21 protein-coding genes and 1 tRNA gene are annotated in these 19175 nt (G+C 63.1%); 13 read left to right on the top strand and 9 right to left on the bottom strand.

Annotation, left to right across the window (positions count from 1 at the left end):
• Window positions 1-273 precede the first annotated feature (273 nt).
• The 11 genes from G6N82_RS04420 (at window position 274) to G6N82_RS04370 (ending at window position 12369) form a co-directional block, all read left to right on the top strand.
• Window positions 274-672, top strand: a complete 399-nt coding sequence (locus tag G6N82_RS04420) for a hypothetical protein (RefSeq protein WP_165194112.1) — start codon at window positions 274-276, stop codon at window positions 670-672.
• A gap of 192 nt (window positions 673-864) precedes the next feature.
• Window positions 865-1515, top strand: a complete 651-nt coding sequence (locus tag G6N82_RS04415; protein WP_165194110.1) for a lytic transglycosylase domain-containing protein — start codon at window positions 865-867, stop codon at window positions 1513-1515.
• Window positions 1515-1814: a TrbC/VirB2 family protein gene (locus tag G6N82_RS04410; protein WP_165194108.1), complete on the top strand. Its 300-nt coding sequence runs from the start codon at window positions 1515-1517 to the stop codon at window positions 1812-1814. The genes G6N82_RS04415 and G6N82_RS04410 overlap by 1 nt, the downstream gene beginning before the upstream one ends.
• Window positions 1815-1820: 6 nt before the next feature.
• Window positions 1821-2105: a VirB3 family type IV secretion system protein gene (locus G6N82_RS04405; RefSeq protein WP_165194106.1), complete on the top strand. Its 285-nt coding sequence runs from the start codon at window positions 1821-1823 to the stop codon at window positions 2103-2105.
• 18 nt (window positions 2106-2123) lie between these two features.
• Complete coding sequence (locus tag G6N82_RS04400) at window positions 2124-4547, top strand: VirB4 family type IV secretion/conjugal transfer ATPase (RefSeq protein ID WP_165194104.1); 2424 nt, start codon at window positions 2124-2126, stop codon at window positions 4545-4547.
• Window positions 4544-5710: a type IV secretion system protein gene (locus tag G6N82_RS04395; protein WP_165194102.1), complete on the top strand. Its 1167-nt coding sequence runs from the start codon at window positions 4544-4546 to the stop codon at window positions 5708-5710. The genes G6N82_RS04400 and G6N82_RS04395 overlap by 4 nt, the downstream gene beginning before the upstream one ends.
• A complete protein-coding gene (locus G6N82_RS04390) occupies window positions 5707-6501 on the top strand; it encodes a TrbG/VirB9 family P-type conjugative transfer protein (RefSeq protein WP_165194100.1) in 795 nt (264 codons plus the stop codon). The genes G6N82_RS04395 and G6N82_RS04390 overlap by 4 nt, the downstream gene beginning before the upstream one ends.
• On the top strand, window positions 6501-7604 hold the full coding sequence (locus tag G6N82_RS04385; RefSeq protein WP_165194098.1) for a TrbI/VirB10 family protein: 1104 nt from the start codon (window positions 6501-6503) through the stop codon (window positions 7602-7604). Before G6N82_RS04390 ends, G6N82_RS04385 begins: the two co-directional genes overlap by 1 nt.
• On the top strand, window positions 7601-8599 hold the full coding sequence (virB11, locus tag G6N82_RS04380) for a P-type DNA transfer ATPase VirB11 (RefSeq protein ID WP_165194096.1): 999 nt from the start codon (window positions 7601-7603) through the stop codon (window positions 8597-8599). The genes G6N82_RS04385 and virB11 overlap by 4 nt, the downstream gene beginning before the upstream one ends.
• A 57-nt stretch (window positions 8600-8656) precedes the next feature.
• Window positions 8657-10810, top strand: coding sequence for an RNA degradosome polyphosphate kinase (locus tag G6N82_RS04375; RefSeq protein WP_165194094.1), 2154 nt, complete (start codon window positions 8657-8659; stop codon window positions 10808-10810).
• Window positions 10807-12369, top strand: a complete 1563-nt coding sequence (locus G6N82_RS04370; protein WP_165194092.1) for a Ppx/GppA family phosphatase — start codon at window positions 10807-10809, stop codon at window positions 12367-12369. Before G6N82_RS04375 ends, G6N82_RS04370 begins: the two co-directional genes overlap by 4 nt.
• Before the next feature lie 9 nt (window positions 12370-12378).
• Here G6N82_RS04370 and G6N82_RS04365 read toward each other — a convergent pair whose 3' ends face one another.
• A complete protein-coding gene (locus G6N82_RS04365) occupies window positions 12379-13122 on the bottom strand; it encodes a queuosine precursor transporter (RefSeq protein ID WP_165194090.1) in 744 nt (247 codons plus the stop codon).
• Between the two features lie 61 nt (window positions 13123-13183).
• Here G6N82_RS04365 and G6N82_RS04360 point away from each other — a divergent pair.
• Window positions 13184-13260, top strand: a tRNA-Arg gene (locus tag G6N82_RS04360).
• A gap of 80 nt (window positions 13261-13340) precedes the next feature.
• Here the strand turns inward: G6N82_RS04360 and G6N82_RS04355 are convergent.
• The 8 genes from G6N82_RS04355 to leuC all read right to left on the bottom strand — a co-directional run bounded on the left by G6N82_RS04355 (window position 13341) and on the right by leuC (window position 18652).
• On the bottom strand, window positions 13341-14123 hold the full coding sequence (locus G6N82_RS04355; RefSeq protein ID WP_165194087.1) for an NUDIX domain-containing protein: 783 nt from the start codon (window positions 14121-14123) through the stop codon (window positions 13341-13343).
• Window positions 14124-14434: 311 nt separating this feature from the next.
• Window positions 14435-14764, bottom strand: a complete 330-nt coding sequence (gene grxD / locus G6N82_RS04350) for a Grx4 family monothiol glutaredoxin (protein ID WP_165194085.1) — start codon at window positions 14762-14764, stop codon at window positions 14435-14437.
• A 29-nt stretch (window positions 14765-14793) separates the two neighbouring features.
• Window positions 14794-15033, bottom strand: a complete 240-nt coding sequence (locus G6N82_RS04345) for a BolA family transcriptional regulator (RefSeq protein WP_165194081.1) — start codon at window positions 15031-15033, stop codon at window positions 14794-14796.
• Between the two features lie 4 nt (window positions 15034-15037).
• Window positions 15038-15361: a DUF1476 domain-containing protein gene (locus G6N82_RS04340; protein ID WP_165194078.1), complete on the bottom strand. Its 324-nt coding sequence runs from the start codon at window positions 15359-15361 to the stop codon at window positions 15038-15040.
• 68 nt (window positions 15362-15429) lie between these two features.
• Window positions 15430-16428 (bottom strand): NADPH:quinone oxidoreductase family protein, encoded by a 999-nt coding sequence (locus G6N82_RS04335; RefSeq protein WP_165194076.1) that lies wholly within the window; start codon window positions 16426-16428, stop codon window positions 15430-15432.
• Complete coding sequence (gene leuD / locus G6N82_RS04330) at window positions 16425-17027, bottom strand: 3-isopropylmalate dehydratase small subunit (protein WP_165194073.1); 603 nt, start codon at window positions 17025-17027, stop codon at window positions 16425-16427. The genes G6N82_RS04335 and leuD overlap by 4 nt, the downstream gene beginning before the upstream one ends.
• On the bottom strand, window positions 17027-17179 hold the full coding sequence (locus tag G6N82_RS04325; RefSeq protein WP_165194071.1) for an isopropylmalate isomerase: 153 nt from the start codon (window positions 17177-17179) through the stop codon (window positions 17027-17029). The genes leuD and G6N82_RS04325 overlap by 1 nt, the downstream gene beginning before the upstream one ends.
• 42 nt (window positions 17180-17221) lie before the next feature.
• Window positions 17222-18652, bottom strand: a complete 1431-nt coding sequence (leuC, locus tag G6N82_RS04320; RefSeq protein WP_165194068.1) for a 3-isopropylmalate dehydratase large subunit — start codon at window positions 18650-18652, stop codon at window positions 17222-17224.
• 120 nt (window positions 18653-18772) lie between these two features.
• On the opposite strand from leuC, the gene G6N82_RS04315 reads away from it, so the two are divergent.
• The gene (locus tag G6N82_RS04315) at window positions 18773-19171 is read left to right on the top strand and encodes a thioesterase family protein (protein WP_165194066.1); all 399 of its coding nucleotides are present in this window, start codon (window positions 18773-18775) and stop codon (window positions 19169-19171) included.
• Window positions 19172-19175 lie beyond the last annotated feature (4 nt).

Genomic DNA, 19175 nt, shown 5'->3' with positions numbered 1-19175 from the left:
GTTTGAACGCGCTGGCTCGCTAGGCAGGCTGCATGACAGTTTGGGGGCGAAGATTGCGGTTTTGCAACAATCCACAAACTATGACGGAAGTGCGACGAATATGACGTCGCAGGAATGTCGCTGGGAGCGGAATGTTACAGTAGTGGGTAAATATATTACAATTGTAACTCAATGCGTTGACCTGTTTGCATTGCGAAAATATGACAATGTTACGTTTTTGTTGCGCGTGATCGCCGGCAGGTGCATTTTCCCTGCGTCAACGGGAGAAAATACATGATCGCAGCAGCAGTCGCTTGCACAATGATCTGGGTCCAGGTGGTCGCAACGCCAGCCAGCGAATCGTCTGAAATCGAAGTCGTCTCGACCGAAAGCCAGGTCGGCTATGAAGCTCTGATGGCGGGGGACAATGCGCGCGCCATCGCAGAGATTTCGAGCAACGCCAGCCTTGCGCAGGATGACCCGGCGCGGCTGCTCAACCTCGGCATTGCCTATGCGCGCAGCGGCGATGAGGGCCAGGCACGGCAGCTGTTCAAGGCGGCGCTCGCCAGCCGTAACCAGATGGAACTCGAAACATCGCAAGGCGACTGGATCTATTCGCGCGCCTTGGCCCGCGAGGCGCTTCAGATGCTTGATGACGGTTCGATCCGCACCGCTCGCATGGCGATCCGCTAGCTTACAGATATTCGCTATCGGCAGCCCTGACGACAGGGCAGACTATAGGCGCTCCGCTGCTTTGGCAGTGGGGCGCTTTCCTTATGGCGAACGCCATTGCGCTGGCTGTGGACAGGCTGTGCAATAATTCCCACCACACGGTTAACACAGTTTTGTCACCGCATTGTCACTTCCGCTAAGCATGGGGGCGTAATGCAGGTTCGCAAGCCGATTCTCTGTGCCTGGCGCGCTGCCCCTTGGGTGGCGGTGCTGGCGTTGGCGGCATCGCCGGCGTCTGCTGACGTGCTGGAGATCGGCCCGAACGGCGCACAATGGATTGCGGGCGATGCAGTCTCCGCAGGATCCGTGCCCGAGGCGCCGCCGGCAGATATTGTCATACCGGATCGGATCGCGACTCCCGCCTACACCGGTGCCGTCTCCAGTATGGAGGCAAGTGCACGCGGCGTCCCGATCCAGTATGCCGCCAAGGTGGCGGAGCTTTCTGCGCGCTACGATCTCAGCCCGGCACTGATCGAGGCACTGGTATGGCAGGAAAGCCGCTGGCGGCACCAGTCCGTGTCTCCTAAGGGAGCACGCGGCCTGGCCCAGCTGATGCCCGGTACGGCGCGTGACCTGGGTGTCAATCCAGACGATCCCTACGCCAATCTGGAAGGCGGCGCGCGCTACCTGCGTGAACAGCTCAACCGCTTCAACGGCAACCTCGAGAAAGCACTCGCCGCCTACAATGCGGGCCCGGGTCGGGTCGAGCGCGCTGGCGGCATACCGCGCATTCGCGAAACGCAGAACTACGTCGCAGCGATCATGGGTCGCCTCAATTACAACAGTCGCAAGGATAACCGGTAATGCACTTTATTTCCCGCCTGGCTGCGCTGGCCATGCTCGCCGCGCCCTCTGCCGCGATGGCGCAGCAGGCTGCCGACCCGCAGGGTTCGGGCCCCGTCGTCGCTGCGCTCGCGTGGCTGCAAGGGACGCTGCTTGGCACGGTTGCGACCACTGTTGCGGTGATGGCAGTCGCCGCGATCGGCTTCATGATGCTGACCGGCCGGATGAACTGGCGCTTTGGCGTGACCGTGATCATCGGGGTGTTCATCCTGTTCGGCGCAACCACGATCGTCGCCGGCATCCAGGCGGCGGCTGGCTGAGCCGGAATGGCCGATCTCGTCCGCCACCCGGTGCACCGCGCACTCACCCGGCCGCAAATGTTCGCCGGGGTGACGATGAACTTCTTCATCATCAATTTGATGGTGACGACAATCGCCTTCCTGATCCTGAAAAGCTTCTGGATCATCCCTGTGCCGATCGTAACGCATTTGATCGGCTATTTCGTTTCGCTGCGTGAGCCGCGCATTTTCGACCTGTGGATCACCAAGGTGTCGCAATGCCCGCGGGTCAGGAATTACGGCCGCTGGGGCTGCAACAGCTATGCGCCGTAGTGTGAAGGATCTGACGCGATGAGCAAATGGTTCGGAGCGGCTGCCTGGCGCGAAAAGGAAGCCCGCGCGGGCGATCGGCTGCCCTATCTGCGGCTGATCGACGAAAGCACGTTGCTGCTGCGCGACGGGTCGGTGATGACCGCGATCCAGGTGCCCGGCCTGCTGTTCGAAACCGAGGATTCGGATAGCCTGAACGCGCATGCCGCCACCCGCGAAGTGGTGCTGCGCTCCACGCTCGATTCGCGCTTCGTGCTCTATCATCACGTCATCCGCCGCCGGGTCGAAGTCGAGCTAGAAGCCGATTTCGACGATCCGCTGTGCCGCCACATCGATGCGCGATGGAAAGAGCGGCTGGCGGGCGGTTCGCTGTTCGTCAACGACCAGTTCATTACGCTGATCCGCCGTCCGGCACGGGGCAGGGCAGGCCTCGCCGAACGCGCGGCGCGGCTGCTGGGCCGCAGCAAGGGCGGCGAGATCGAAGCCGATCCGAAGGACGTGCGCACGCTCAAGGCGGCGGTGACCGGGCTGGTCGCCTCGCTCCAGGCCTATGGCGCGCAGGTGCTGGGCGAATACCAAGGTATCAGCGGGACCAATTCGGAGATCCTCGAGCTGCTGTCTGCGCTCTACAATGGCGAGATGCGCCCGGTGCGGCGCCCCGCCGATGATACCGATATCGGGCAGATGCTGCCCTATCGCCGCGCCAGCTTCGGCCTTGATGCGATGGAACTGCGCGGTTCGGGCGCGCCCGAATTCGCCGCGCTGCTTGGGCTCAAGGATTATCCGGAGGCGACCTCGCCTGGGCTGCTCGACGGCCTGCTGCGCCAGCCGTTCGAAATGATTGTGACGGAAAGTTATGCCCCGGCAGAGCGGACCACAGCGAAGGAGCGGATCGACCTGGCGCTGCGGCGCCTGCGCTCGGTCGACGAGGAAGCCGCGGCCGAGCGTGCGGACATGCTGGGCGCGCGCGATGCGCTGGGCAATGGTGCGGTCGGCTTCGGCGATCACCACCTGACGGTGCTGGTACGCGAAAGCAATCTTGCCCGGCTCGACGAGGCGACAGCCTCTTGCGCCGCCGCCCTGGCTGACACCGGCGCCATTGCAGTGCGCGAAGACATCAATCTAGAGCCCGGTTTCTGGGCGCAATTTCCCGGAAACGAGCGCTACGTCGTACGCCGCGCACTGATCTCCAGCGCCAATATGGCAAGCTTCGGATCGATGCATGGCTTTGCATTGGGACGCGCCAGCGGCAATCACTGGGGTGATGCCGTTACCTTGCTGCAGACGACCAGCGCAACGCCGTTCTTCTTCAACTTCCACCATGGCGATTTGGGCAATTTCTCCGTGATCGGCCCGTCGGGCTCGGGCAAGACCGTGGTCATGAACTTCCTCGCCGCGCAGGCGCAGAAATTCGCGCCGCGCACGATCCTGTTCGACAAGGATCGCGGGGCGGAACTGTTCATTCGCGGTATCGGCGGGCGTTATGACCGGATCAGCGCGGGCGAACCGACCGGGTTCAACCCGCTTGCCCTGCCAGACACCGCCGCCAATCGCGCTTTCCTGCGCGACTGGCTGGGTGTGCTGCTGTCAGCTGAGGGCCCGGAAGAACTCGCGGTGATTTCGACCGCAGTGGATGCGGCTTACGAAAACGATGCGGGCCTGCGCCGCCTGCGCCATTTCCGCGAGCTGCTGGCCGGTGCACGGCGGCCGGAGCCCGGCGACCTTGCGGATCGGCTCTCGGCCTGGATCAACACCGGTGAACACGCCTGGCTGTTCGATAACGAACGTGACGAGCTTGACCTTGAGCGGCGCGTGCTCGGCTTCGATATGACCGCGCTGCTGGAAAACCCGCGGCTGCGCACGCCCACCATGATGTACCTCTTTCACCGGATCGAGGAGCGGCTCGATGGCCAGCCGACTATGATCCTGATCGATGAGGGCTGGAAGGCGCTGGATGACGAGGTTTTTGCCGCACGCATCCGCGACTGGCTGAAGACGCTGCGCAAACGCAACGCGCTGGTCGGTTTCGCGACGCAAAGCGCGCGTGATGCGCTGGAAAGCCGCATCTCGGCGGCGCTGGTCGAACAGACTGCGACGATGATCTTCATGCCCAATTCGCGCGCGCGGCCAGAGGATTATTGCGATGGATTCGGACTGACCGAACATGAATTCGCGCTGATCAAGTCGCTCCCCGCACACAGCCGCTGCTTCCTGGTTCGCCAGCCCGACGCCAGCGTCGTGGTGCGGCTCGACCTATCAGGGGCGCCCGAGGTGCTCACCATCCTGTCTGGTCGCGAAGGCACTGTGCGGCGGCTGGATATGCTGCGCGCGGCGGTAGGCGATGATCCGGCCGACTGGTTCCCGCCGCTGACCGGGCGCGTCTGGCCCGGCCATTCGGACCGCGACGCCTATGGCGAGTTGCCGATCTGGCAGGCGGCGGAATGACGACGGTGTGCGACAGCGCCCTGTCCGAAATGGGCGGAGGCATCGCAGCGGCGCTGCAGGCGGTCGATTGCATCGCGCAGGATGGCGCGGCGAGCGCCTTCGGCAAGATTTTCGCGCCCGGTGGGGCGCTGGAGACTGCGCTTGTCATCATGCTGACGCTGTATGTTTCCTTCTTTGCGATCAGCCTGATGTTGGGGCGGTCAAGCCTCAGCGTCCGCGCGCTGTTGCCGCGTATGATCACTGTCGGGCTGGTGCTGGCCTTTTCGACCAGCTGGGTCGCCTTCCGCAGTTTCATCTGGCCGGTCTTCGTTGAGACACCCGACTATCTCGCGACCTTGCTGACTGATAGCGACGGTTCGGCCACCCGCGTTTTTGCCGAAAAGCTCGACGTGGTCTTCGCGGCGGTCCAGCAGGCCAGCCAGGGACAGCAGAATTTCGAGGCCTTTTCACCCGCCGGGCTGATGTGGCTGGGTGCGGTAATGCTGCTGCTTGGCACGGTGGGCGTATTGGTGACCTCGCGCATCGCCCTCGCCTTGCTGGTGGCGCTTGGCCCGATCTTCGTCGTCATGGCGCTGTTCAACGGGACACGCGGCCTCTTCACCGGCTGGCTGAAGGGTCTGGTCTTGCTTGGCCTGACCCCGCTCTTCGCAGTGCTGGGCGGCACCATCATGCTGGAACTGGCGGTGCCAGTGCTGGCTGCGCTGGTGGAATCCCCGGGGCAGATTGACCCGCGCGCGGCCATGGCGTTCTTCCTGGTCGGGGCAGTGCACGCCGCGCTGATGTTCATGGTGCTGAAGGTTGCCGGGACCATGGTCGCCGGCTGGCAGGTGTTCGGCATGGCGCCGGGTGCGGGCGATCGCGCGGTGGGTTCGAGCGAGACTGCGGCACCACCTGCAATGCGGCAACCCGATCCGCGCTACGCTGCTGCCGCGGCCGCGGGCGGGACGCGCCGCGTCGATGTCGCTGCCGCAACGCCAGCCAACGACGCCGGATCGACCGGATCGGACAGCCGCGTGCGGCAAACGCGTGTCTATGCGACCTCTGCCGCATCCGGCAACGCCGCTGTCGCTCAAGCCGGGCCTTCACGCACCCGCGGAATCGGCAATCGTTTCCGCCCGGTGCAATCGCGCGCATTGGCGCGCCCTTCGGAGATTACATCATGATCCGCGCCGCACTATTTGCGACTACACTCGCGCTATCTGCCGCTATCGCGCTACCTGCTTCCGCCGAAGACCCGCGCCTTGTCGAACGGCTTTACAATCCGGCGGAAGTCGTCCGCATCGACGGCCGCGCCAAGGTGCAGGCGACGATCATGTTCGGCGATGACGAAGTGATCGAAAACGTCGCGATCGGGGATTCGCAAAGCTGGCAAGTGACTCCAAACAAGCGCGCCAACCTGTTGTTCGTAAAGCCGCTTTCCCCCACGGCTGCCACCAATATGACGGTCGTCACCAGCCAGCGGACCTATCTGTTCGATCTGGTCGCGAGCCCGCGCAGCCGCCCGGTTTATGTGCTGAGCTTTACCTATCCCAAACCGCCGCCGAGCGAGGATGCCGAACGCGAAACGGCCAATGCGGCCGAAATGGCGGCGGCAACGGATCCCTATGCGGTGGTAGACCCTACCGCGCTCAATTTCGCCTGGGAGAAGACCGGTGATGCAGCTCTGTTCCCGGTCCGCGCCTTCGACGATGGACTGGCGACCTTCCTCAGCTGGCCATCAGACCGATCGGTGCCCGCCATCCTCGTCAAGGATACCGATGGCACTGAAGGGCCGGTGAACTTCACCGTGCGCGGCGACACCATCGTAGTGCAGGGCGTGCCGCGCGAGATCGTGCTGCGATCGGGTGACGAAGCCGCACTGCTGGTCAATACCGGCCCTGAGAGGGTGGCATCGCCGCTGCGTGACGACCGCGCGCTGGCGCAGGCTGAACGCGCGGCGAAGGAGGCGAACTGATGCGACTCTCGAACCGGATACCCGCAAAGGACGACAAGTCGCGAAACCAGGACCCGCGCGAGCAGGAATCGGCCGAGATTATCGATCTCGCCAGCCGCACCGCCTATCCGGTCGTGGCGCATCGCCAGAACAAGTCCGACACGCTCGGCCTGCTGGCCGGGGTCGCGATCGTTACAGGGCTGGGTGCCGTGGCCTTCTGGGCGATGAATTCCGCGCGGCTGGAAGAGCCGGCGCAGGTTGCCGCCGTGCCTGCACCGGTGCCAGTGCCGGCAGGGCCGGTTGTCTTGCCTGCGCCAGTAGCAGCTCAGGAAGCACTCGCTGAGCCTGTCGTTTCGCCGATGCCGATCAATGAAGGGCAAGTGGCTGCTCCCATGCCGGCCACCAATCCCTATGCCAGTCCGACTGTGGTGTTCGATGCCAGCGCGGCAGTGCAGTCTGCCGAGATTGCCGCGCCAACCGCGACCGCCGGTGCCCCCGCGGCTGCTAGTGCCGGGACCAATGCGGCCAGCGATTTTGCCAGCCGGATCGGCGGGGTCGGCGGCGCGCCGGCACAGGCGCGGGCGATGAGCAACCCTTCGACCACGGTAACGCAGGGAACGCTGATCCCCGCGATCCTTGAAACTGCGATCGATACCGACGTGCCTGGTTTCGTGCGCGCAGTGGTGAGCGAGGATGTGCGCAGCTTTGACGGCACCCGCGTGCTGGTGCCGCGCAGCTCGCGCCTGGTCGGGCAGTACCAGTCCGGCCTGCAAGGCGGACAGAAGCGGGCCTATGTCATCTGGACCCGGCTGATCCGGCCCGATGGCGCATCGGTCGACCTCGCGTCCCCTGCAGTCGCATTCGACGGAACAACGGGTTTGCAGGGGCAGGTGAAGTCCAACTTCTTCCAGCGTTTCGGTTCGGCCCTCGTGCTGTCGGTTGTTGACGGGCTGGCAGCGATTGCCTCTGGCGGCGCCTCGGTAGTGCTCGGTGGTGGCAGTTCGGCCGCTGCGGCGGCGGTGGAGCAGGACGGCAAGGTCGGCCCAACCATCCGCGTGCGCCAGGGCGAGCCGATCCGCGTGTTCACCGCGCGCGATCTCGATTTCTCACGGGTTGCGGGATGAGCGCGGAAATCCATCCGCTTCCGGCAGAGGGCCAGATCCACGGCGAACGCAGCGTCTATCTCGACGCCTATCTCGCGCCGTTCCGCCGCTGGCTTGATCGGGACAGCGTGACGGAAATCATGATCAATCGGCCCGGCGAAGTCTGGATCGAAGACGCCGCGAGCCCCTGCATGCAGCGGATCGAGACGCCCGAGATTGACGATGCGCTGGTCAAGCGCCTGGCCGAACAGGTCGCCCGCGTCAGCCACCAGGGGATCAACCGCGAACATCCCCTCCTTGGCGCGACCTTGCCCGATGGCGCGCGTATCCAGTTCTGCGGACCGCCCGCCGCGCGCAAGCATTGGGCGATGGCGATCCGGCGGCACCGGCGGCTCGACCTGCCGCTTGACGCCTATGACGCCGGTCCGCTGGCAAAGCCGGAAGCGCCCGACCTGCCCGATCCGCAGGCGGAACCGATCGCCTTCCTGCGCGATGCGATCCGCCAGCGCCGGACCATCCTGATTTCCGGCGGCACCAGTACGGGCAAGACGACGTTCCTCAACGCGATGCTACAGGAAATCCCCAAGAGCGAGCGCGTGGTGCTGGTCGAGGATACCCCCGAACTGAAGCTGCCCGGCGCCAACGGTGTCGGCCTGGTTGCGGTGAAGGGCGAGTTGGGCGAAGCCAAGGTGACGGCCAACGAACTGCTGCAGGCGGCATTGCGCCTAAGGCCCGATCGCATCGTGCTGGGCGAATTGCGCGGGGCGGAAAGCGTCAGCTTCCTGCGCGCGATCAACACCGGCCACCCGGGCAGCTTCTCGACTATCCATGCCAACAGCCTGCGCGGCGCGCTGGAGCAACTGGCGCTGATGGTGATGCAGACCGGCATCGGCCTGTCGCGCACGGATACGATCCAGTATGCCGCCTCGGTCATCGATGTGATCGTCCAGCTCGGCCGCGATGGGGAAGGGCGGCGCGGCATCACAGAAATCGCTGAAAGCCGTTCACTGGTTTGAGCCCGGATCATCCTTTTCGACATTATCGCAGGCACATAGTAGAGTGCCGATCGGATCATGAGCAGCCAACCCGCCACCGACCTGATAGCATCCGCACTGCGAGCGCCGGACGAGCTCTATTTCAACCGCGAGCTCAGCTGGCTGGCCTTCAACGAGCGCGTCCTCGCTGAGGCATCGAACGCGAACTATCCGCTGCTTGAACGGCTGCGTTTTCTCGCCATCTCCGGCAGCAACCTCGATGAATTCGTGATGATCCGTGTGGCCGGGCTGGCCGGGCAGGTGCAGCGCGGGATCGATCGCCTGTCGATCGATGGGCGTACGCCGTCACAGCAACTGCTCGCGGTCCGTGAGCGGGTCGCCGAGCTTTCGCAGCGCCAGCAAGACGTCTGGGAGGAACTGCACGACTTGCTGGGCGAAACCGGCATCCATGTCGGCGACGGGGACCTGGTCAGGCCGGAGGCACTGGCCTGGATGCAGCGCTATTTCCTCGAGGAAATCCTGCCTGTCATCACCCCTCAGGCGCTGGATCCCGCGCATCCGTTCCCGTTTGTAGCCAATGGCGGGATGGGCCTGCTGTTCACGCTGACCCGCGATGCCGACCGGGAGCAGGTTATCGAGATGATCCTGATCCCCTCCGCCCTGCCGCGGTTCGTGCGGGTGCCAGGCGATGAGGACATCTACATCAGCATTACCAATCTGATCTGCCGCTTTGCCGACCACATCTTCCCCGGCTTCACGATCGAAGGGGACGGGCTGTTCCGCGTGCTGCGCGACAGCGATATCGAGATCGAGGAAGAAGCCGAAGACCTGGTGCGCACCTTCCGCAGCGCAATCCAGCGCCGCCGCCGCGGCACCGTGATCCAGCTTGAGCTGGAACATGACTTCGATCCTGTGGCCGAGCAGATCCTGCTTGAACAGTTGGGGATCAGCGATGCGCTGGTCCTGAAAAGCAGTGGTGTGATCGGCTTCGAGAGCCTGGGCGAGATCGTTGCGATCGATCGTCCTGACCTGAAATTCCCAAGCTATACGCCGCGCTATCCTGAGCGGATTCGCGAGCATGATGGCGACTGTTTTGCCGCGATCCGCGAAAAGGACATCGTGATCCATCACCCCTATGAGAGTTTCGAGGTGGTGGTCGATTTCCTGCGCCAGGCCGCGAGCGATCCCGATGTCGTGGCAATCAAGCAGACGTTGTATCGCGCCGGAAACCAGTCAGCCATCATCAGTGCGCTGATTGCCGCGGCGGAGGCGGGCAAGTCGGTCACCGCCGTGGTCGAGATCAAGGCCCGCTTTGACGAAGAACAGAACCTGATGTGGGCTTCGCAGCTGGAGCGGGCCGGGGTGCAGGTGATCTATGGCTTCGTCGACTGGAAGACGCATGCCAAGGTGGCGATGGTGGTGCGCCGCGAGGAAGACGGCTTCCGCACTTACTGCCATTTCGGCACCGGCAATTATCACCCGGTTACCGCGCGCACCTACACCGATCTCAGCTTCTTTACCGCCGCTCCTGAATTCGGACGCGACGCGGCCAAGCTGTTCAATTTCGTCAGCGGCTATGTCGAACCGCGCAGCACGGAAGCGCTGGTGATCTCGCCGCTTAACCTGCGTGACGAATTCAACGCCGCAGTCGACCGCGAAATCGCCAATGCGCGGGCTGGCAGGCCGGCTGCGATCTGGGCGAAGTGCAACCAGATCACCGACCAGGCGGTGATCGACAAGCTCTATGAAGCAAGCCAAGCCGGGGTCGAGATCGAACTGGTCGTCCGCGGGATTTGCTGCCTCAAGCCCGGTGTCGAGGGCGTGAGCGACAATATCCGCGTCAAATCGATCATCGGGCGCTTCCTGGAACATGGCCGGATCTATGCCTTTGCCAATGGCGAGCCGATGCCCAGCAGCGCGGCCAAGGTCTACATCTCCTCGGCCGACTTGATGGAACGCAATCTCGATCGCCGGGTGGAGATATTCATCCCGATCCGCAATCGCACCGTGCATGACCAGGTGCTGCAGCAAGTGCTGCTCGCCAACATGCTCGATACAGAGCAGAGCTGGTTGCTCAGGGCCGATGGCGGCTATTCTCGCGTCGTTTCGGAAGACCGGTCGTTCAACTGCCACCATTATTTCATGACCAACCCGTCGCTTTCGGGGCGCGGGGAAGCGCTCGATCCAGACGCTGTGCCGAAATTGTCGCTGCGCAAGGGGCGCGCTGCATGATCGCACGTCGCAGGGGGGACAGGGCGGGCAGCTTCTCAGGCAATATCGCCGAACGCGCCATCATCGACATCGGTTCGAATTCGGTGCGCCTGGTGGTTTACGGCGGCACAATGCGCGCACCGGTGGTGGTGCTCAATGAAAAGGTCGTGGCACAACTCGGCAAGGAGATCGCGACCACCGGGCGGCTGGCGGAAGATTCGATCGATCTGGCCATGCGCGGACTGCGGCGCTTTGCCTTGCTGCTCGAAGACCTGGGCGTTGACGATGTCGAAACAGTCGCCACTGCCGCTGCGCGCGATGCCGAGAACGGGCCAGAATTCCTGGAGCAGGTGCGCGGCCTTGGTTTCGAACCCCGCCTGCTGTCGGGCGAGGAAGAGGCGACGGTCAGCGCCAGCGGCGTGATCGGGGCCTTTCCCGGTGCGGAGGGTGTGGTGGCGGACCTTGGCGGCGGAAGCCTGGAATTGGTCCACATCGTGGGCGGGCAGAGCGATACCGCGACTTCGCTGCCGCTGGGGACCTTGCGGCTGGGGGAATATCGCCATGACGGCGAAGACGATCCCGCCGCGATGCGCAAACGGCTTGGCCAGGCGATAAAGAGGGGCGGCTGGACCAGCCGCATCGATGCGCCGCTGTATCTGGTCGGGGGGACCTGGCGAGCTCTCGCCGTCTACGCGATGGAGGAGCGCAAATATCCGCTGTCCGATCCGCACGGTTTTGAACTGGATGCGAAGGAAGCGTCCCTTCTGGCGCGGCGCGTTGCCCGCGTTTCGGGCGACACGCTGGCCAAGATCCCCCGTTTGACTGCCACGCGCGCTACGGTCCTGCCTGAGGCCGCCGTGCTGCTCCAGGCATTGATCAAGACGCTGGCGCCCACAAGGATCGTGTTCTCGTCATGGGGCCTCAGGGAAGGGCTGCTTTACAGCCGCCTCGCGCCGCATCAGATGGCGCAGGACCCGCTGCTTGCCGGGATGTCGCATTTCGTGAGCCATCGCGGGGCGCCGCCGCAGCTTGCCGCCCGGATCGCGGGCTGGACGGTCGAAGCGGTGCCGACCGGTGCGGCCGGAAGCGAGCGGGTACGATTGGCCGCAACCATGCTGGCGCTGGCCTCGATCCAGATCGAGCCCAACCTCAGGATTCCACTGGCGATCGATTGGGCGCTGCACAAGCGCTGGATCGCACTCGATCCCGTGGGCCGCGCGCAATTGGCAGCGACCGTTGCCGCCAATGGCAACCAGCTGAGCCTGCCCAAGTCGGTCAGCAAGCTTGCTTCTCCGGAGGCGCTGGAAGAGGCGTTCTGCTGGGGCCTCGCTATCCGGCTGGCGCGGCGGGTAGGCGCGCGCTCGCGCAAGTCTTTCCAGGTCAGTCGCTTGCTGCGTGACGGCGATCGGCTAGTCCTGCGGCTGCAGGAAAGCCACCGTGACCTTTACGGAATACCGGTCGAGAAAGACCTGGCCCTGCTGGCGGAGCGACTGAAGCTGGAGCCCGCAGTCGAGATCGTGCCGGACGACACGGTCTGGTCTGACGGCGCAGGGGATGCGCCATTCGACTTCGCGAAATAGCCGCTGCTGCTAACCGTCCCGGCTGGTCGATGCAAAGGGCGAGAAGTCGGTCTCGGTATCGTAGAGATCGACCCCTTCTGCTTTCTTCAACTTGCCAACCACGAGATACGTGACCGGCGTCAGCAGCGCTTCCCACGCGGTCTTGATTAGCCATTGCGAAATCACAACCTGGACCAGGGTTTCAGGCGGCCAACCGGCCAGGCCCCAGAACGCGAGCGGATAAAAGATCAGGCTGTCGAGACCCTGTCCGACTACGGTTGAACCAATTGTGCGCATCCACAGGAACCGTCCGCTGGTCCACACCTTCATCTTCGCCAACACATAGGAATTGGCGAATTCGCCGACCCAGAACGCGGTCATCGATGCAAGGACGATGCGCCAGCTGTTGCCGAACACATTCTCGTAATCGCTCTGGAACGGCCAACCTTCGGCGGGTGGCAACGAAACGACGACCCACGCCATGAAGGCCATGAACAACAGGGCGGCAAAGCCCGTCCAGATCACCCGCCGCGCGCGCGCATAACCGTAAACTTCGGTCAGGACGTCACCGATGATGTAGCTGATCGGAAAGAACAAAACGCCCGCGCCGAAGATCCAGGTTTCCCCGTTCGGCAACGGGATATAGCTGGGCTTGCTGGCGCCGATCAGGTTGGACAGCAGCAGGATCGCGACGAATCCCGCCATCACCAGGTCGTAATAGCGGAAGCTTTGCGGCGCGTGGCTGGTCACCACTGGGGTTCTCGAATTATCCATCGCTGCACTGCCTAACGGCATTTGAACGAACGCGAAAGCGCGCTAATGCGTGCACCGGCGCGCGCCCGTAGCTCATCTGGATAGAGCGCGAGACTTCTAATCTTGAGGCAGCAGGTTCGAGTCCTGCCGGGCGCGCCAGCCATCAGCTACCCCGCAGGGGTGGCAGATGGCAGATGTGGCTCCTACGGGAGCGCGGTCGCCCGACATTCCAAAGGGGTTTAGCCCCGCAGTACCCGGTCGAGCGGTTCGCCCGTTACCGGATAGCCCAGGTCTTCGCCGATATTGAGCCAGGTCTTGCCGCCGATCTCCTCCATGACGGGTGTGATAGTGCGCACCGGAATAGCTTCCGCCTGTGCCTTGGCCGCCGCGAAGCTGCCGAACAGGGCTAACCGCTCAAGATTCCGGCGGGTCGGGAAGATCACCTTGATCTCGCCGCGCTCGGCAGCCTCGAGCGCTCCTTGTGCGGTGGTCCAGAACAGATGGGTGTTTTCAGACAGGTCGGCTTCGATTTCGACCGCACCGGTGCCCAGATTGGCGAGGTAGAAGCGTGTGTCATAAACCCGCGGGATGCGTTCGTTCTTGGGAAACCAGCGCGCGAAAGGCGTGAGCTGTTGAAGGTCGAGCTCCCACCCGAAGTGTTCAAGCACGGGCGCCAGTTCGCCCGTTTCCTGCAGAAACACGCGCGCCGCCTGCGCCTTGGCTGCGTCGATATCCCCGGCAAGGCCGATCGCAAGGCCGGTCTCTTCCAGCGTCTCGCGCACCACCGCGACCTGGTGCGCAGCCTCGTCGGGATCGAGCGGGCCGCCGAGGCGCGCGCCCAATTCGAAATCGGCAGGATCAACCCTTCCGCCGGGAAACACCGCCATTCCGCCTGCGAATACCATTTCACGCGAACGGATCGTCATCAGGATTTCCGGCGGACCTGCCTCCGCGCCGTTGCGGAAGATGATGACTGTCGCAGCAGGTATGCCGTCAGGAGATGTATCGGGAGAGCTTGCCATTGCCGAACTTATGGACGGGGCCAAACCGGATTGCCAATCACCAAATGTGTTGCGCTGTCGGAAAACTTGACACTGCCGGATGGGGTTTCTCGTGCATTAACCATCGAAAGCCGCGCAAAAGCGCAACTTTGCAGAACTGGCACGGGATGTGCAAAGCACGAGGCACCGAACAAGTCTTCGATAAAGAGGCAACGCCACTGGTCTCCCGGCACGCCTCCCCGATACGAGAAAGCCGCCCCACTGGTACCCCCGGGGCGGCTTTTTTGTTTGGAATTCTTGCCTGTCGCCACGCCGGTCATGGCGCGCGGAAATCAGGACGCTTTGGCCACTTGCTTTTCGTCGAGCAGCTGCTGCAATTCGCCAGCTTCGAACATCTCCATCATGATGTCGCTGCCGCCAATGAATTCGCCCTTCACATAGAGCTGCGGAATGGTCGGCCAGTCGGAAAAGGCCTTGATCCCCTGCCGGACTTCCATGTCCTGCAGCACATCGACGCCTTCATAGGCGATGCCGCAATGGTCGAGGATCGCCACGGCGCGGCTGGAAAAGCCGCATTGCGGGAAAAGCGGAGTGCCCTTCATGAACAGGACGACATCGTTGTCGTTCACGATGGCAGAAATACGGTCATTGACGTCGGACATGGTGTTTCAACCTGACTTGGTAAAATCGCTTAGTCGGAGGTGGGGACCGCGGTGGTCAGTTGCAAGGCATGGAGCACGCCGCCCATTCGCCCGCCAAGCGCTTCATAGACCAGCTTGTGCTGCTGGACCCGACTCTTGCCTGCGAATTGCGGAGCGGTAACTTTTGCGGCCCAATGGTCATTGTCGCCGGCCAGATCGGTCATTTCGACCACCGCGCCGGGTAGCGCGGCAGTGATCATTCCTTCGATTTCGGCGGCAGACATGGGCATAGGATCAGCTTCCGCTCATGAGTTGACGGCGCGCTTCGATCGATTTTTCTTCAAGCTTGGCACGGATGTCGGCCTCGCTGACGTCACAACCGGCTGCGGTCAGGTCACCCAGCAGCTTGCGGATAACGTCTTCATCGCCCGCTTCCTCGAAATCGGCCTGCACCACCGCCTTCTTGTAGGCGTCGGTTTCCTCTTCGGTCAGGCCCATCAGTCCTGCGGCCCATTCGCCCAGCAGCCGGTTACGCCGGGCGGCGATCTTGAACGCATTTTCCTCGTCGAATGCGAACTTGGCTTCTTCGCCGCGTTCGCGGTCCCTGAAATCGGTCATTGATACGGTCCCCTCGGGATGTGAGTCGTAGTGGAAATAGGATTGCCTTGCGCGTGCGGCAAGCCGCGTCAGTCCATCGTGACGACCAGCTTGCCCACGGCCTGCCGGCTTTCCAGCTTGGCGATCGCCTCGCCGCCCCGCTCGAGCGGGAACGTCTCCGAGACAAGCGGATCGATCTTGCCGTCCTTCATCAACTGGAACAGCTCTTCAACCTGCTGGCGGAACTTGACCGGCTCGCGCGCGGTAAAGGCGCCCCAGAACACGCCGGCAATGTCGCAGCTTTTGAGCAGGGTCAGGTTGAGCGGCATCTTGGCAATCCCGGCGGGGAAACCCACCACCAGGAACTTGCCTTCCCACGCGATCGCACGCAGCGCGGGTTCGGAATATTGCCCACCGACAATGTCATAGACGATGTTGGCGCCTTCGGGGCCGCAGGCTGCCTTGAAGGCATTGGCAAGCTCTTTGGACGCTTCCTTGTCCATCGCTTCCCTGGGATAAATCACGACCTCGTCGGCGCCCGCCTGTCGCGCGATCTCGCCTTTTTCCTCGCTAGAGACAGCGGCGACAACCCGCGCACCGAAAGCCTTGGCCAGTTCGACAGCCGACAGGCCAACCCCGCCTGCTGCGCCCAGCACGAGCACCGTGTCACCCGCCTTGATATGCCCGCGATCCTTCAGGCCATGGATCGTGGTGCCATAAGTCATCAGCAGGCTTGCGGCCTTCTCGAACGGCACCCCGTCAGGGATCGGGAACATCCGCCCTGCCGGGACGATCACCTTTTCAGCGAGGCCGCCATTGCCGATCCCGGCCATGATCTTGTCCCCGACCTTGAAGCCTTCGACGCCTTCACCGACCGCTTCGATCACACCCGCGATTTCGCCGCCGGGCGCAAAGGGGCGGGGCGGCTTGAACTGGTAAAGGTCACGGATGATCAGCGTATCGGGGAAGTTGATTGCGCAGGCTTTGACATCGACCAGCACTTCGCCCTTGCCTGGAACCGGTACGTCGATTTCGTCGAGCGTCAGCGTTTCAGGGCCGCCAACAGTGTGGCTACGCAGGGCTTTCATGCGGCAATCTCCGTCCCTCGCTCGATCCACGGCATGGCAGCGCTGCGGCGTTGCTCGAAGGCGCCAATCGCTTCGTCGCGTGCCAGCGTGAGGCCGATTTCGTCGAGCCCGTTCAGCAGGCAATGTTTACGAAAAGGATCGATTTCGAAAGTGAAGCGATCCTGGAACGGCGTGGTCACCGTCTGGCTTTCAAGGTCGATGGTGATCTCGTCACTCTCTGCCACTTGAAGCAGCCGGTTGACGGCTTCCTGCGGCAAAGCGACAGTGAGGATGCCGTTCTTGAAGGCGTTGCCGGAAAATATGTCGGAGAAGCTGGGGGCGATCACCGCTTTCACGCCCATGTCACCCAGCGCCCATGCCGCATGTTCGCGGCTCGATCCGCACCCGAAATTGTCGCCCGCGATGAGGATCGGCGAGCCGGAATAGCGTGGATCGTCAAAGACATTGCCTTCCTGCGCGCGGACACTTTCAAAAGCGCCGCGGCCCAGACCCTCGCGCGTGATCGTCTTGAGCCATTCGGCGGAGATGATCACATCGGTATCGACGTTCTTCGCGCCGAACGGATAGGCGCGGCCATGCACTTCACGAACAGGCTTCATCAATCAGTCTCCGGCTTCTCGCCCGAAGGGACGACCGGCTGCGGCTCGTCCTTCTTCTTGCGCTTGTTGGCATAAAGCAGAGCCGCAGCAATCGCGGCGGAACCGATTGCTGCAGCGCCGATGGCGGCCTTGGTCTTGTTCGATTTGGTCATGTTATCTCTATGGTGTTCGCGGGGGACAGGGGCAAGGCCGGATCAGGTGAGTCGACGCACGTCAGCGAGGTGTCCCGTGACAGCAGCGGCAGCAGCCATCGCAGGCGACACAAGGTGGGTGCGTGCGCCGGGGCCCTGCCGCCCCACGAAGTTGCGGTTGCTGGTCGATGCGCAGCGTTCGCCCGGCGGCACCTTGTCAGGGTTCATGCCGAGGCAGGCCGAGCAGCCCGGCTCGCGCCATTCGAACCCGGCCTCCAGGAAGATTTGGTCCAGCCCTTCTTCCTCGGCCTGCGCCTTCACAAGGCCGGAGCCGGGCACGACGATCGCCCACTTAACGTTACCCGCCTTCTTGCGGCCTTTCAGCACTGCTGCGGCGGCGCGCAGATCCTCGATCCGGCTGTTGGTGCAGCTGCCGATGAAGATATTCTCGACCGTGATGTCCTGGACCCGCTGGCCGGGAGTGAGCCCCATGTATTCAAGGCTTTTCTTGGCCGCGGCCTGTTTCGAGGGGTCGGCGAAACTCGCCGGATCGGGCACCACGCCACCGATCGCGACTGTGTCTTCCGGGCTGGTACCCCATGTCACCGTCGGTTCGACCGCGCTGGCATCGATAGTGACCGTTTTGTCGAACACCGCGCCTTCGTCGCTATGCAGGGTCTTCCAATAGGCCAGGGCTGCATCCCATTCCGCCCCCTTGGGTGCGAGCGGGCGCCCTTTCAGGTAGCGGAACACGGTTTCGTCAGATGCGATCAGGCCTGCGCGCGCGCCTGCCTCGATGCTCATGTTGCAGACCGTCAGCCGTTCTTCGACGCTCATTGCTTCAAACACGCGGCCACGGTATTCGATTACGTGGCCGGTGCCGCCAGCGGTGCCGATCGTGCCAATAATGTGCAGGATCAGGTCCTTCGCAGTGACGCCCGGGCCAAGCTCGCCTGTGACCCGCACTTCCATCGATTTCGATTGCTTCAACAGCAATGTTTGGGTCGCCAGGACGTGCTCGACCTCGCTCGTGCCAAGACCGAATGCGAGCGCGCCGATCCCGCCATGGCTGGCGGTGTGCAAATCGCCGCAGACGATAGTCGTGCCCGGCAGCGAGAATCCCTGTTCAGGGCCCACCACATGGACAATCCCCTGCGCCGCGGCGGTCGCGTCGATATAGCGGATGCCGAATGCGGGAGCGTTGGCCTCAAGTGCGGCCAGCTGCTGCGCGCTTTGCGGGTCCGCGATCGGAATGCGATTGCCACTGGCGTCGAGGCGAGCGGTGGTGGGCAGGTTGTGATCGGGCACGGCCAGCGTCAGGTCAGGGCGGCGGACCTTGCGCCCGGCAAGGCGCAGTGCCTCGAAGGCCTGCGGGCTGGTCACTTCATGGACGAGGTGGCGATCGATATAGATCAGCGAAGTCCCGTCATCGCGGGTCTCCACAACATGGGCGTCCCAGATCTTTTCGTAGAGTGTGCGCGGTTTGCTGGCCATGGCTTTCCTGTTCCCTTGTGCGGGTCGATTAGCGGCACAGAAGCAACACTGGCAAGGCGATTAGGGTCCAAGAAATCGATAGTCATGGAAAGGAAAGATTTTCATGTCTAACTGACACCCATGTCAGCAACGCCTTTTGCCTTTCCGATCAAAGTTCTGCCCGAAGATATCGATTTCATGGGGCATGTGAACAACGCGCGCTATCTTATTTGGGTGCAGGATGCAGTGCTGGCCCACTGGCGCAAGCTGGCACCGGCCGACGACGTCGCGAGCAAGGCCTGGGTCGCGCTGAAGCACGAAATCACCTATCGCAAGCCGGCGTTCCTTGAAGACGATGTGATTGCGCAAACCGTGCTCGAACATTTCCAGGGCGCACGTGCATTTTATCATACGGTGATCCGGCGCGGCGAGGAAGTTCTGGCCGAAGTCAAATCGAGCTGGTGCTGCATCGATGCGCAGACATTGCGCCCCGCCAAGATCGGCGAGCATTTGCGCGGGTTCTTTTTCCCCGAAGCATAATCGC

This window comes from Altererythrobacter sp. BO-6 (genome assembly GCF_011047315.1).
Lineage (GTDB): Bacteria > Pseudomonadota > Alphaproteobacteria > Sphingomonadales > Sphingomonadaceae > Erythrobacter.
This window is presented reverse-complemented; position numbering and strand designations above follow the sequence as displayed.